Annotated in this window: 7 protein-coding genes; 5 read left to right on the top strand and 2 right to left on the bottom strand. The window is 73.5% G+C overall.

The annotated features are described in order from the left end of the window. Positions 1–32 precede the first annotated feature (32 nt). Positions 33–575: a DUF2017 family protein gene (locus tag CLV43_RS37465; protein ID WP_106193624.1), complete on the top strand. Its 543-nt coding sequence runs from the start codon at positions 33–35 to the stop codon at positions 573–575. Between the two features lie 266 nt (positions 576–841). Here CLV43_RS37465 and CLV43_RS48140 read toward each other — a convergent pair whose 3' ends face one another. Then, positions 842–1174 carry a response regulator transcription factor gene (locus tag CLV43_RS48140; protein WP_170156188.1) on the bottom strand — a complete coding sequence of 111 codons (333 nt, stop codon included), beginning with the start codon at positions 1172–1174 and terminating at the stop codon, positions 842–844. A 673-nt stretch (positions 1175–1847) separates the two neighbouring features. Here CLV43_RS48140 and CLV43_RS37455 point away from each other — a divergent pair. Both CLV43_RS37455 and CLV43_RS37450 read left to right on the top strand, forming a co-directional pair. Continuing rightward, positions 1848–4706 carry an AfsR/SARP family transcriptional regulator gene (locus CLV43_RS37455; RefSeq protein ID WP_170156187.1) on the top strand — a complete coding sequence of 953 codons (2859 nt, stop codon included), beginning with the start codon at positions 1848–1850 and terminating at the stop codon, positions 4704–4706. A gap of 100 nt (positions 4707–4806) precedes the next feature. Continuing rightward, positions 4807–8502 carry a BTAD domain-containing putative transcriptional regulator gene (locus CLV43_RS37450; RefSeq protein ID WP_245887260.1) on the top strand — a complete coding sequence of 1232 codons (3696 nt, stop codon included), beginning with the start codon at positions 4807–4809 and terminating at the stop codon, positions 8500–8502. A 278-nt stretch (positions 8503–8780) separates the two neighbouring features. Here the strand turns inward: CLV43_RS37450 and CLV43_RS37445 are convergent, their stop codons facing one another. Then, positions 8781–9404 (bottom strand): helix-turn-helix transcriptional regulator, encoded by a 624-nt coding sequence (locus tag CLV43_RS37445; protein WP_106193620.1) that lies wholly within the window; start codon positions 9402–9404, stop codon positions 8781–8783. A 432-nt stretch (positions 9405–9836) separates the two neighbouring features. On the opposite strand from CLV43_RS37445, the gene CLV43_RS37440 reads away from it, so the two are divergent. Together CLV43_RS37440 and CLV43_RS37435 are read left to right on the top strand one after the other, a co-directional pair. After that, on the top strand, positions 9837–13463 hold the full coding sequence (locus CLV43_RS37440; RefSeq protein ID WP_106193618.1) for an ATP-binding protein: 3627 nt from the start codon (positions 9837–9839) through the stop codon (positions 13461–13463). 19 nt (positions 13464–13482) lie between these two features. Beyond that, positions 13483–14679: an aminotransferase-like domain-containing protein gene (locus CLV43_RS37435; protein ID WP_106193616.1), complete on the top strand. Its 1197-nt coding sequence runs from the start codon at positions 13483–13485 to the stop codon at positions 14677–14679. The last annotated feature ends 40 nt before the right edge of the window (positions 14680–14719 follow it).

The following is a 14719-nucleotide window of genomic DNA, read 5'->3' as shown; positions in this document are numbered from 1 at the left end:
GGGTACCACGCACCACGAGGAAGGCGACGGTCATGATCTGCTGGGACCGGGTTGGCGACCACCTCGTGCTGGGCGTGTTCGAGCGGGGTGAGGTCGGCAGGCTGCACTCCTACCTCACCGGCCTGCGCGACCTGCTGGACGACCGGTTCGCCGGGTACTCGTCGCGCGAGCTCGGCATGCCCTTCCCCGCCGCAGAGGCGACCGACCCGCGGCTGCGCGCGATCCTGCGGCGCCGGTCCGCGGGGGTGTCGAGGTGGCAGGAGCCCGAGGTGCTCAGGCCGCTGCGCGACGCGCTCAACGCGGTGCTGGCGACGCTGCCGGAGCGCGGTGGGATCGTCGAGCTGCACTCCGTCGACGTGGCGGTCGCGTGGACCAGGGCGCTGACCGACCTGCGGGTCGCGATGTCCGCGGCGGCCCGCGAGGCCGACCCGGTGGTGGCCAGCCGGACGCGGTTCACGACCCGGTGGCTGAAGTCGGTGGTGCGCACGCTCGACGCCACGTCCACCAAGCAGGCCGAGGCCGTGCCGCAGGAGCTCGTGGACAGCGTGAACCAGGTGCGCACCTACTGGATCTGACGAGGGCGCGCGTGGACGGCGCCGTCGGAACGGGGCGGGCCAAGGGATCCACCGCGCCGCGGGCGGGGTCCTGTTGGGAGGCCCGGCTTCCCGGCTCGCGGAGACCGCCGCGCCGCGGGGTCGTCGAGGGTTGAACGTCGTCGGGACGCGGCCGGGGCCTTGACGGCCGCGGCACTTCGTCGGCAGGTGTGCGGTGGAGGACGCGGATCACGGCTCGCGCGACCGGCACCGCCCAGGAGGTCCTCCCACCGCACCCCCGCCGGACGTCACCCCTGAGCGGCCTGGACCCTGGCCCGGACGGGCCTGCCGGCGCCGACGGGCTCGCCGATGAGCCCGAGGCGCTGGGCCGCGACACCGGCCTGGAAGCGCGTGTCGACACCGAGGATGCGGTAGATCTCGGAGATTCTGCGCGCCAGGGTCCGCGGCGCGAGGCAAAGACGGCGGGCGATCGAGCGGTCGGGCAGGCCGCCCGCGAGCATTTGCATCAGCTGGAATTGCTGCTCGTTGAGCATCGCCAATTCCGGGAATCCCCCGTCGCCGTCGCGGTGGCGCGTCGAGGTCATCCTGTCCACCCGGACCAGATCATCAGAAACGGTCATCGTCTTCTCCATACCCGTGCGCGCGAATCCCGGGACCGGCACCTTCGGGGGCCGACTCCGCAGCGAGAACTCCGAAGGGCGCGGCCCAAGCGTCCGCGTCAGCGTAGGCAGAAGCCTGTGGGGAAAGAGTGACCAAGTAGTGACGACCCGGCCCGGCGGGTGACACCCGCGGGACCGGCGCACGGCCGATGTCGCGACACCGTAGTGCCGAACCCCGCCCCGTGGACAGCACGTTGGCGACAACACGCCACAAGAACACCTGGTCAGCGGCAGGTGCGCGGCGAATGGGGGTGTTCGCGACCAGTGGGACGCGCCGCCCACCCCTTGAACGCGCACCGAATCGCGGTTATCACCCCTCATGAGATCCTCACAATCCGGAAGCGCTTTCCAGGGGTGCGCCCCGAGCGGTTTCGCCGACCACATGAGACGGAGTCGTCGCGCTATCCGGATTGACATCGCCCCGGCGCGCCGGCAGGGATCCCGGTGGCACAGCGGATCCCCCGCATCGAAAACGACCGGAATAGTTGCTCAATCAACGAATTGCTCCGGCGTCGTCGCTAAGATCGTCCGCAGTGGACCACCCCGGTCCGAGCGCACCACCGCTTCACGGGGTGGAGCGGCACCGTTCACCGCGGTGGTGAGGAGCACGGGCCGCGAGGAGGGTTCTACGGTGATGCCTGCCGCGTACGACGACTTAGCGGGGCTGAGGTTCTCGGTGCTCGGCCCGGTGCGGGTGTGGCGCGGGGACGAGGAGCTGGACCTCGGTCCGCCGCAGCAGCGGCTGATCCTCGCCGTGCTGCTCGTGCACGCGGGCCAGCCAGTGCCGCTGAGCGAGCTGATCGGGGCGCTGTGGGGCGAGGACGCCCCCGCCAGCGCGGCCAACGTGGTGCACCGCAACGTGGGGCAGCTGCGGCGGGTGCTGGAACCCGGCCTGCCGCTGCGGGCGACCGGCGAGTGGCTGCTGCGCGACGGCGGCGGCTACCGGTTGCGGGTCGACGAGGAGTGCGCCGACGTGCCGCGGTTCCGGCTGCTGGTGGGCCGGGCGCGCGAGGCCGTGACGCGCGAGGACCCCGACGCCGCCGTGCGGCTCTTCGTCGAGGCGTTGGGGCTGTGGCACGACCGGTGCGCCGCCGGGCTGCGCCGCAGCGCGGGCGCCGAGCCGGGTTTCGCCGCGCTGGACCGGGAATGCCTGTCGGCCGCGGCCGAGATGGCCGACGTGGCGCTGGAGTGCGGCGCCGCGGGCGAGGTGCTCGACCTGCTGCGCGTCCTGGCGCCGCTGGACCCGTTGAACGAGGAGCTGCACGCCCGGCTGGTGCTCGTGCTGGCGGCCGAGGGCCACCGGGCGGAGGCGCTGGCGGTGCACCGGGCCGTCGTCGGGCGGCTGGTCGACGAGCTGGGCATCGACCCCGGTCCCCGGCTGCGCGCCGCGCACGAGCAGCTGCTCGGCGACGACGGCCAGGACGGCCGCCGCGACCAGGTGATCGACCTGATAAGACCGGCCCAGCTGCCGAACGACCTGCCGACCTTCAGCGGCCGCGACGCCGAGCTGGCCGGGATGCTGACCGCGCTGCACGACGAGCACCACCCGATGGCGCTGGCCCTCATCGACGGCATGCCGGGCGCGGGCAAGACCACGGTCGCCGTCCGGTTCGCCCGCGAGGCCGCCGACGCGTTCCCGGACGGCCAGCTGTTCGTGAACCTGCGCGGGTTCGACCCCAGCGGGTCGGTGATGGGGACCGCCGAGGCGCTGCGCGGCTTCCTGTACGCGCTGGGCATGCCGAGCAACCGCATCCCGCCGGACCTGGACGCGCAGACCGGGCTGTACCGGAGTCTGCTGCGGGGCAAGCGGATGCTCGTGGTGCTGGACAACGCCCGCGACGTCGACCACGTGCTGCCGCTGATCCCCGGCGCACCGGACTGCCTGACGATCGTGACCAGCCGCAACCGGCTCACCGGCCTGGTCGCCGCGGAGGGCGCGCGGCCGTTCACGCTGGACCCGATGCCGGTCGACGAGGCCCGCACGATGGTCGCGCTGCGGCTGGGCGCGGCCCGCAGCGCGGCCGAGCCCGACGCCGTGGACGAGATCGTCGCGATGTGCGGACGGCTGCCGCTCGCGCTGGCCGTGGTGTCCGCCCGCGCGGCGGCCTACCCCGACGTGCCGCTGAGCGCGATCGCCAGGGAGCTGCGCGACGCGCAGGGCGGGCTGGACGCGTTCTCCTACGACGACACCAGCGACCTGCGCGCGGTGTTCTCCTGGTCCTACCGCACGTTGAGCCCGCGGGCGGCCCGGCTGTTCCGGCTGCTGGCGCGGCACTGGGGCCCGGACATCTCGACGCCGGCGAGCGCGAGCCTGCTCGGCGTGGACGTCCGGACCGCGCGCGCCGCGCTGGGCGAGCTGACCCGCACCAGGCTGATGACCGAGCACCGGCCGGGCCGGTTCCAGTTCCACGACCTGATCCGGGTGTACGGGCTGGAGCTGGGCGACGGGCTGGACACCGAGCAGGACCGCCGGGAGGCGCTGCGCCGGACGGCCGACCACTACCTGCACTCCGCGCACGGCATCGGCCTGGTGCTCCAGCCGCACCAGCCCTCCTCGCCGCAGGCACCGCCCGCGCCCGGTGTCACGCCCGAGGTGGCGCGCGACCGCGACCGGGCGATGGCGTGGTTCCGCGCGGAGCAGCACGTGCTGCACAACTTCGTCGACCAGGCCGCGGAGCGCGGGTTCGCCGACCACGCGTGGCGGATCGCGGTGAGCATGCAGGAGTTCTTCCAGCGCCAGGGCGTGCACCTGTCGTGGGCCGCGACGATGCGGGCGGCGCTGCGGGCGGCCAGGTCGGTCGACGACCAGGTCGGCGAGGCCAGGACGCTGCGCAGCCTGGCGGGCGCGCACTACTTCATGGGCGACACCGAGGGCGCGCTCGCGCACCTGCGGCGCACCGCCGAGCTGCTCGACCGGCTCGGGTGGGTCGACGACCAGGCCTACGTGCAGCGCAACATCGGCGACGTGCTGGCCCGGCGCGGACAGGACGTGTACGGCGACCACGCGGGCGCGTTCGGGTACTACGAGCGGGCGCACCGGCTGTACCGGGACATGGGGCACGTCGGCGGGGTGGCGATCTCGTTGGAGGGCATGGGCGTCTGCGCGCTGCGGCTCGGCCGCACCGACGAGGCCCTGGACCTGCTGGACCGCGCGATGGGGATGTTCCGGCAGGCCGACGACCTCAACGGCCAGGCCAACTGCTGGGCGGAGTTCGGCGAGGCGCACCTGCGCCTGCACCGGTACGAGGAGGCGGTGACCTGCCTGCAGCGCGCGGTGGACATGCACCGGGCGCAGGCGAGCCTGGTCGGCGAGGTCGGGAGCCTGGTGCTGCTCGGCGACGCCCACGTCGGCGCGGGCGACCCGGTCCGCGCGCGGGGGCTGTGGCAGGAGGCGTCGGCACTGGTGGAGAACAGCCGGATCCACCGGGTGGGACCGTCGTTGTTCACACCGGAGGAGGTTCGCAAGAGGATCGCCCGACTCGATCGAGCCTGATACTTTGACCCCGCTGCGCCCCCGTGCCCCGTTGGCACCAGTGGCGTCCGGGGGTGTCCGTCCAGCCAGATGAGCACACCGACGCCTCGAGGGATCGCCAGTGAAGGTGCAGGAAACAAGCGGCAAGCAGGTGCACGTCGAGCTGCTGGGCCCGGTCCGCGCGGTGCTCGGCGGCGCGGAGGTGCCGCTGGGACCCAGCAGGCAGCGCGCGGTGTTCGCCGTGCTGGCGTCCAGGACCGGCCAGGCCGTGTCCCGCGAGGAGCTCATCGCCGCGGTGTGGGGCGACTCCGCCCCGGTCAGCGCGCCGGGCAGCGTCTACACCTACGTCTCGGCCCTGCGCCGCGCCCTCGCCGAGGCGGGGGTGGCCGACAGCAAGGAGACGCTGCACTCCACCAAGCACGGCTACGCGCTGCGGCTCGACCCGCACCGGATCGACACGGTGGCGTTCGACAAGCTGTTCGCCCGCGCGGAGACCATGGCGGGCGCCGGTGACCACCGGGGCGCGGCGGGCACGCTGGAGCAGGCGCTCGGGCTGTTCCGCGGCGAGCCGTTCTCCGGCGTGCCGGGGCCGTTCGCCGAGCACATGCGCACCACCTGGGCCGAACGCCGGGTCGCCGCCGTGGAGGCGCTGGCCACCTCGCGCCTGGCGCTGGGCGCGCACGTCGAGCTGGCCGCCGAGCTCGGCGCGCTGGTGCAGGACTACCCGTTGCGCGAGTCGCTGCGCGCGCTGCTGATGATCGCGCTCAGCCGCGGCGGACGGCAGGCCGAGGCGCTCGCGGTGTTCCGCGACGCGCGCGAGACGCTGATGCGCGAGCTGGGCACCAAGCCCGGTCCGGCGCTGCGCCAGGCGCACGCCGTCGTGCTCAGCGGCGACGAGGCCCCCGAGGGCGCCGCCGGGGTCGAGGTGGCCGACGAGCCGTCCGGTCCGAGCGCGTTGCGGCACGCGAACAGCGAGGTCTTCGTCGGGCGCGACGCGGAGGCGCGGCGGCTGCGGGACCGGCTGGTGGACGTCGCGGCGGGCGTGGGCGGGACGGTGTGGATCGAGGGCGAGCCCGGCATCGGCAAGTCCGAGCTGCTCGCCGTCGGCCTCGCGGACTCCGAACGGCTGGGCTGCCAGGTCGGCTGGGCGGTCGCCGACCAGCTCGCGGGCCGCTTCCCCCTCCAGGTGCTGCTCGAGTGCCTCGGCATCGACCAGTCGTCCTCCGACCCGGACCGCGCCGACCTCGCGGGCAGGCTGCGCACCGGCGGGCCGGAGGGCGGCGGCACCGAGGACGGCGACCCGATCCAGAGCGTGGTGGACCGGATCCTGTCGCTGGTGGACCGGATGTGCCACCGGGCGCCCACGGTGCTGGTCCTGGACGACCTCCAGTGGGCCGACGAGTCGTCGGTGTCGCTGTGGCGCAGGCTCGCCGCGGCCACCCGCCAGCTGCCGCTGCTGCTGGTCACCTGCTCGCGCTCGCGGCACGGCCGGACCGAGCTCGACCAGCTGCGCTCCCGCGTCCGGGCCAACGACGGCGACGTGCTGATCCTCGAACCGCTGACCTACCTGGACGTGGACTCGATGACCGCCGAGCTGGTCGGCGGCCGCCCCGGCCAGGAGCTGCGCAAGCTGACCGCGCGCGCCGCGGGCAACCCGCTGTACCTGCGGGAGATGGTGGGCGCGCTGGTCCGCGACCAGGCCGTCGACCTGATCGACGGCGTGGCGCACGTGGACGAGACGCAGGCCGAGGACGCGCCGCGCACGCTGTTCGCGGCCGTCCAGCGGACGTCGCAGTCGCTGCCCGAGCGCACCCGCGAGGTGCTGCGCTGGGCCGCCGTGCTCGGTGCCGAGGCCACGATCGCGCAGATCGCCGGGCTGTCCGGACGGCTGGTGCCCGAGGTGGCGCGCGCGGTCAAGGACGCCATGGCGGCCAACGTGCTGGGCCACGGCGAGCCGCGGCTGGTGTTCCGGCACCCGCTGCTGCGCGAGGCCGCGTACGGCAGCATCTCCGGGCCGATGCGCGGGGTGCTGCACAAGCAGGCGGCCAAGGCGCTGGCGGACGCGGGAGCGCCGTCGAGCCGCGTGGCCGAGCAGCTGGTCGCGGCCGCGTCGGACCTCGACTCGTGGGTCGGCGACTGGCTCGTCGACAACGCCGCCGAGCTGTCGAACCGGGCGCCGCTGATCTCCGCGGAGCTGCTGGAGCAGGCGCTGGACCTGGGCGGTCCGCGCGACCCGAACCGCGAGCTGCTGCTGGTCGCGCTGGTGCGGGTGCTGTTCCGGCTGGCCCGCGACCCGGAGGCGCAGGCGCGGCAGGCGTTGGCGATCTCCACCGACCCGACCCGCTCGGCCGAGATGCGCCAGCTGCTCGCGGCCACGCTGCTGCGGCAGGACAAGCGCCAGCTGGCGCTCCAGGCGCTCACCGAGGCCGAGGTGGACCCCTCGGTGCCGGAGATCTGGCACGTGCGGCACAAGTCGCTGCTCGCCCACCTGCGCCGCGACGTCACCTACATCGACGAGGCGGAGGTCGCGGGCAAGGCCGCGCACGCCGAGGCCGTGGCCAACGGCGACGCCTACCTGGTCGCGCACGCGCTGCAGACGCTGTGGCTGGTGGAGTCGGTGCGGCGCAACCACCGCAGCGCGCTCAAGTACGTGGACGACGCGATCGTCGCGGTGGACGGCGCCCCGGAGCTGGCGGGCATGCACTTCAACCTGCTGGACAACCGGATGTTCACCCTGCAGAACCTCGACCAGCTCGACGAGGTCGACGTGGCGCTTGCCACCGTGGACGAGCTGACGGTCAAGTACGGCCTGCCGGTCGGACCCCAGGTGTCGGCGGCGGTGCACCACTACTGGACCGGCCGCTGGGACGAGGCGCTGCTGGAGCTGAACACGGTGGCCGAGGACGGTCCCGCGATCAGCTACTCGGGACTCGTCGACCCCGGCCCGAACGGCCTGCTGCTGCACGGCGTGTCCGCGCTGATCGCGTTGCACCGGCACGACAGCGCGTCCTCCGCGGCGCACCTGGACGCCGCCGACGCGCTGCTCGTGGTGACCGCCGCCGAGCGCGAGGCGTGCGACTTCCTGCTGCTGGCCCGGTCCCTGGCGGCCGTGCAGAGCGGGGACGTGCGGCGCGGTCTGGACGCGGTGAAGCGGATCCTCAACCCGGCCTACGCGGACATGATGCTGCGCCACCAGTGGCTGCCAGACATCCTGCGGCTCGCGCTGGAGGTCGGCGACCACGACCGGGTCGCCGAGGTGATGGAGGTCGCCGAGCTGGAGGCGGCGCGGGAGTCCGTGCCGACCCGCGCCTACACCGCGCTGCACCGGTGCAAGGCGCTGGTCACCGGCGACCCGGAGCCCGCGCTGGTCGCGGTCGGGCACTACCGCCAGGTCGGCCGCCGGGTGGAGCTGGCGGCGGCGCTGGAGGAGGCGTCCGTGCTGCTGGCGAAGGTCGGCATGCGCGCCGACGCGCGGGCGGCGTTCGCGGAGGCCGCGGAGATCTACACCGAGCTGGACGCCAAATGGGATCTGGCGCGGGCCGGGGCGAAGATGGACGAGTTCGGCATCCACCACGACGTCGCGGCGACGAGCACGCGGGCGGCGGCGGGCTGGGACACGCTCACACCGGTCGAGCTGCGGATCGCCGAGCTGGTCGCGAGCGGTCAGTCCAACCCGGACATCGCGGTCCGGATGTCGTTGCCGCGCCGCATGGTCCAGGCGCACGTGACCCGGATCCTCGGCAAGCTCGGTGTCCGGTCGCGTTCCCAGATCGCCGAACGGCACCACGAGCTCGGCAGGTCCGCCACGGGACGCTGACCGGCATCCGCACGCGCGAATGCACGTGCGTCGGAAAATCATTTCGTGGAATCACCTTCCGGGTCGACCGCCGACCGGGGCCCGTTGGCCCCGGTCTTCGGCGGTGCGCCACGTCATCGGCGTCGTGCGGTCGACCGGGTAGTGCGGGAAACGAAGTTCGAATCACCGGACCGCGCTGCGAGTGCGGAGCAAGCGCGCGGTTCCTCGGCGGGGGAATCACCGGTCTTCGTGCTGAAAGGCACCACGGTTGTGGACTAAACGAACAATCGGTCCTGCTGTCAGATCACGCCCGCGCGGAGCGCGTAGGCGACGGCGTGCGCGCGGTTGCGCAGCTTCAGGCGGTTGGTGACGTTGTAGATGACGTTCTTGACGGTGCGCTCCGAGTACTGCAGCTCCTTCGCGATCTCGTCGGTGCCCCATCCCTCGGCGATGAGCCGCAGGACGTCCACCTCCCTCGGTTCCAGCCCGGCGACGTTGAGCCCGTTCGGCGCCAGCACCTCGCGCTGGAGCATCTCCACGCGCTTGAGGAGCTTGCCGAGGATGTCGCGCGGCATGACGCCGTTGCCCGCGGCCGCGGCCATGATGCTGTCGACCAGCTGTTCGCCGGTCACCGCGCTGCGCGGCAATATCGCGACCACACCGCACTCCACCACCGCGAGCAGCGGCGCCTCGGTGAGCGCGCCCGCCATCAGGACCGTCGGCACCGTGCGCTCGGCGGCCAGTGCCCGGAGCCGGTTCATGGCCTCCGAGGTGAGCCGTTCGGTCGAGAACACGGCGACGTCCGCCTGACCGGCATCCTGCTTGTCGACGATGACCATCTCGGGGCGCGACTTGAGGTAGCTCGTCAGCCCGACGTAGGTCATGGGGTCCGTGCTGTGTACGACGACCCGTACCCGTGCCATGAGTGCCTCCACAGTTCGATCTTTCGATTCGAAGTGTGGGCGAGCGACCTCTACGAACTCTTGACGCCCGGCGCGCATCGCGCGTCGCAGTCTTGACTCCGCGTGAACTTACTATGAGAGCGTGCCACAGGGGTCCGGTTCGGTCACGCGGTTATCATTCTTCATGGCCTTTTGACCTGCGAAGCCTGCCCTCGCGCACTTCTCGCCTCGCGCGTTGTGCCGTCTTGGTCCCAACCTTGCAAGCCGCGTCTCATTTCGCGTCAAGTCGTCGAGGTACCGACGGGTATGTCCACAGCCTCATCGTTGACCCGTCATTCGTCAACGGTGTTGCCTTTTTAGGGCGCTGTTTTCCCCGCACAGAGCGGTAAAGTGGGCGGTTGGCACCAGCTGTGCCCGCGCGGGCGTGCGCGTTGTGAACGGGAGCGGCGCAGTATGTCGACGGAGTTGGCCGAACCGCTGCGGGTCCAGCTGCTGGGCGCGGTCCGCGCCTGGCGCGGGGACGCGGAGCTGGCGCTCGGCTCGGCCCGGCAGCGCGCCCTGTTCACCGTGCTCGCCATGCGCGCGAACCAGGTGGTGTCCCGCGAGGAGCTGGTCGACGCCATCTGGGGCGAGTCGCCGCCCGGCGCCGTCGACAGCAGCCTCTACACCTACGTCTCCCGGCTGCGGCGCGCGCTCGAACCCGTCCGTTCCAAGTGGACCGGCGGTCAGATGCTGGTGTCCGCCGGGTCCGGCTACAGCCTGCGGCTGGAACCCGGCCTGCTGGACGTGCGCGAGTTCGACCGGCTGCGCGAGGCCGCGCAGCAGTGCTGGGACCGCCGGGACGCGGCGGGCGCGCGGGCCGCGCTGGACGCGGCGCTCGTGCTGTGGCGGGGCGAGGCGCTCACCGGCATCGACGGGCCGTTCGCCGCGCTGCACCGGGGCAGGCTCGCGGAGCTGCACCTGGACGTCCTGGAACGGCGCGCGGAGATCATGCTGGAGTCCGGCGACCTCTCCGAGGCCGTCGACGAGCTGTTCGACCTGAGCACCGCCTACCCGCTGCGCGAGACGCCGAGGGCGCTGCTCATGCAGGCGCTGCACCGCTCCGGCCGCGCGAACGAGGCGCTGGAGGTGTTCCGGGAGACCAGGGAGGTCCTGGTCGACCAGCTCGGCATCGAGCCGGGCGCGAAGCTGCGCAAGGTGCACGACGAGATCAGCGCCGCCCGCGAGCGCGCGGGCGGCCAGCCCGACGTGGTGCCGCGGTCGCCGATCCCGGCGTACCCGGAGGTGTTCGTCGGCCGGGAGCCCGAGCTGGCCGCGCTGCGCGGCGCGCTCGTCGAGCTGATGAACGGCAAGGGCACGGCGGTGTGGGTCGAGGGCGAGCCGGGGATCGGCAAGTCCGGCCTGATCGCCACGGGCCTCGCCGACGCCGTCGACCGGGGCTGCGAAGTGCTCTGGCAGGCCGGGGACGAAATGGGAAGGCGCTTTCCACTCAGCCTGGTGCTGGCGTGCCTCGGCATCGACTCGCGGTCGCCCGACCCGCGCCGGGCCGAGTTCGCCACCGGGCTGCCGGGGCACTCCGCCGAGCCCGCGTACCCGTGGCAGCAGGAGGACCCGGTGCTGGTGGCCGTCGACCGGCTGATCGGCCTGGTCGACCGGGTCGTCGGCTTCGTCGACGAGCTGTGCGAGGACGGGCCGGTCGTGCTGGTGCTGGAGGACCTCCAGTGGGCCGACGACGCCAGCCTGCTGGTGTGGCACCGGCTCGCGAAGGCGAGCAGGCACCTGCCGCTGCTGCTCGTCGGCTCGTGCAGGCCGCACCCCCGCCGGGCCGAGCTGGACCCGTTGCGGACCGTGGTGTCGATGGGCGGCGGCGAGCTGCTGCGGCTCGACCCGCTGCGCGAGAGCGCCGCGACGGAGCTGGTGGGCAGGCTGCTGGGCACCACGCCCGGCGCCGAGCTGCTCGGCACGGCCGACTGCGCGGGCGGCAACCCCCGCTACCTGGAGGAGATCGTCGAGGCGCTGGTGCGCGACGACGCGGTGGCCGTGTTCGACGGCATCGCCGAGATCGCCCACGACCGCAGCCGGTACCCCTCGCAGCCGACGGTCAACACCGTCGTGACCAGGCGGCTCGACCACCTGGAGGACACCACCAGGGACGCGCTGCGCTGGGCCGCGCTGCTGGGCGCGGAGTTCGACCTGAGCGACCTCGCCACCGTGATGGGCAAGCAGGCCTCCGAGCTGCTGCCCGCCGTGGAGGAGGCGTCCAACGCGGGCGTGATCGGGGAGTCCGGCCAGCGGTTCGCGTTCCGCCACGGGCTGGTGCGCCGCGCCCTGTACGAGGCCATCCCGGCCACCGTGCGCGTCGCCCTGCACCGGCAGTCGGCGGAGACCCTGGACGACGCGGGCGCGCACGTGGAACGGGTCGCGGAGCAGCTGCTCGGCGGGCCGGTCCCGGCCGACGCCTGGGTCACCCAGTGGCTGCTGTCGCACACGAACGCCGTCGCGGGCCGCTCCCCCGCGATCGCCGCCGAGCTGCTGGCGCACGCCGTGGAGAGCCCGAGCCTGCGCGACAGCGCGCGGGAGTCGCTCACCACCCGGCTGGTGCGGCTGCGGTTCTGGCTCGGCGAGCAGCCGGTGAACGAGGTGCGGACCGTGCTGGCCACGACGCGCGACCCGGAGCGCGCCGCGGAGATGCGGCTCGTGCTGGCGTACTTCGACCACTGCCTCGGCGAGCACCAGCGCGCCGTGGAGTCGCTGCGGCAGGCCGTGGCGGACCCGGACGTGCCGGAGCACTGGCGGGCCCGGCACCGGGCGCTGCTGGCCGAGGTCGACCCCGGCGACCCGGCGGGCACCTCCCCCGCGCTCGCGGCCGAGACGAGGTGGGAGACCGCCTCGATGCGCCGTCGCCACCAGGAGGCGCTCCAGCACGTCGACACCGCGCTGGCGGCCGTGTCCGGCGACCCGGCGCAGGCCGACCTGGAGCTGTGCCTGCTGGAGGACAAGGTCTTCACGCTGCAGAACCTCGACGACCTCGACGCGGCGGACCGGACCCTGGAGGCGGCCCGGCACCTGGTCACCCTGCGCGGCCTCACCGACGGACCGCACATCCCGCTGGCCGTGCACCACTACTGGCTCGGCCGGTGGGACGAGGCGCTGGCCGAGCTGGACGGCGTGGTGCGGGACCGCCCGGAGATCACCTTCCACGGCGTGCGCCAGCACGGCTCGATCCGGTTGCTGCACGGGGTGAAGGCGCTGGTCGCCGCGCACCGCGACGACTCGGCGGCGTTGGAGACGCACCTCAAGACGGCGGTGGACCAGCCCGCGGCGCCGGTCGGGATCCGCGACGACTTCCTGGCGATGGCGCTGTCGGTCTCCGCCGAGCAGCGCGGCAGGCCGGACGAGGCGCTGCGCGCGCTGCTGCCGCTGCTGGCCGACGACTACCCCAGGATGGTGCCGAACCACCAGTGGCTGCCCCGGCTCGCGCGGCTCGCGCTGGAGCAGGGCGAGCCCGACCTGGCGGAGGCCGCGCTGGCGGCGTGCCACCTCGGCGCGGACCAGGAGGTCGGGCCCGCGCGGGCGACGATCGCGGCGATCTGGTGCCAGGGGCTGATCGAACGCGACCCGGACGCGCTGGTCCCGGTGGCCAAGCACTTCAGCTCGGTGGGGCGCAAGGTCGAGCTCGCGGCGGTGTCCGAGGACCGGGCGGTCCTGCTGGCCGCCGGTGACCGCACCGAGGACGCGCACGCGGCGTTCTACGACGCGCTGACCGTCTACACCGGACTCGGGGCCGCGTGGGACGTGCGCCGGGCCGAGTCGCGGCTCAAGCCGTTCGGCATCCGGTGGCGGGTCGGCGGTCGCGGCGCGGCCGACGGGCGACCGCTGGACCAGATCGAGCAGCGGGTGGCCGACCTGGTGGCGGCCGGCTGGCCGAACTCCGACATCGCGACCCGGCTGAGCATGTCCCGCAACACCGTGCAGGTGCACGTGACGCGGCTGCTGCAGAAGCTGGAGGTGGACTCGCGCCTGAGCGTGACCCGCCAGGTGCTCGACCGGTACGCGGACCGCTGCGTCACCACGGCCTAGGACGACAGGGGCGCAACGCATGGGCATCGACTGGTCGACCAGGCTCGCGGCGCGCACCCGCACCCAGCAGGACCTGCTCGGCGGCATCCTGGCGCTGGCCAACGCGCGCGGGGTCGTCAACTTCTCCGGCGGTTTCCCCGAACTGGGGATCTTCCCCACCTCGACGGTCGCGGACATCGCCCGCGACCTGATGGCCGAGGACGCCGCCATCGCGTTGCAGTACGCGCCGAGCGAAGGTGTCGAGAGCACCCGCCACGCGGTGGCCGGCCTGCTGGCCGCCGAACAGGGGCACCGGCCGTCCGACGACGAGCTGATGATCACCAGCGGCGGCATCGACGCGGTCACGCTGATCGCGAGGTCCGTGCTCGACCCCGGTGACGTCGTGCTGGTCGAGGAGCCGAGCTACCTCGGCGCGGTGTCCGGGTTCGCCGCGTTCGACCCTGTGCTGCGCGGCGTGCCGATGGACGACGATGGGCTGGACGTCGAGGCGCTGGCCGCGCTGCTGGCGTCCTCGGACGTGGTGCCGAAGCTGCTGTACACGATCCCGGACCACCAGAACCCCAGCGGCCGCCAGCTGTCGGCCGAACGCCGGACCGCGCTGGTCGAGCTGTGCGCCCGCCACGGCGTGCTGGTCGTCGAGGACGTCGCCTACCGGCAGCTCGGGTTCACCGACGAGCGCCACCCCAGCCTGTGGTCGCTGAACCCGGACGTGGTCGTGCAGATCGGCACGTTCTCGAAGACGTTCTTCCCCGGCGTCCGGCTCGGCTGGGCCGCCGGACCGGCCGAGGTCGTCGCGCGGCTGGTGGTGGCCAAGCAGAACTCCGACCAGTGCGCCGGGGCGCTCGGCCAGCGGATGCTGGAGGAGTTCCTGCGCGCCGGGCACTTCGACACCCACCTGCCGCGGGCCCGCGAGCTCTACCGCGGCCGGGCGGAGCTGATGCTCGCCGCGCTCGGCGAGCACGTCGACGGCCTCGGCACGTGGACCGTGCCGCGCGGCGGCTTCTTCACCTGGCTGCACCTGCCCGGCGTCGACACCACCGCGCTCGCCGCACGGGCGCGGGAGGCCTCGGTGGCGTTCGTGCCGGGCGCGGGGTTCTTCGCCGACCGGGTCGACCACGAGCACCTGCGGCTGTCCTTCAGCCGGGTCCGCGAACCTGACATCGACGTCGGCATCGCCCGGTTGGCCGCGGCCGCGCACGCCATGCGCGGGAACTAGCGCCCATCCACGTTTCGCCGGGCCGGTCCGGGGGTAAGGA

This window comes from Umezawaea tangerina (genome assembly GCF_003002815.1).
GTDB lineage: Bacteria > Actinomycetota > Actinomycetes > Mycobacteriales > Pseudonocardiaceae > Umezawaea > Umezawaea tangerina.
Note: the sequence above shows the minus strand (reverse complement) of the source record. Positions and strands in the feature narration are given on the sequence as shown.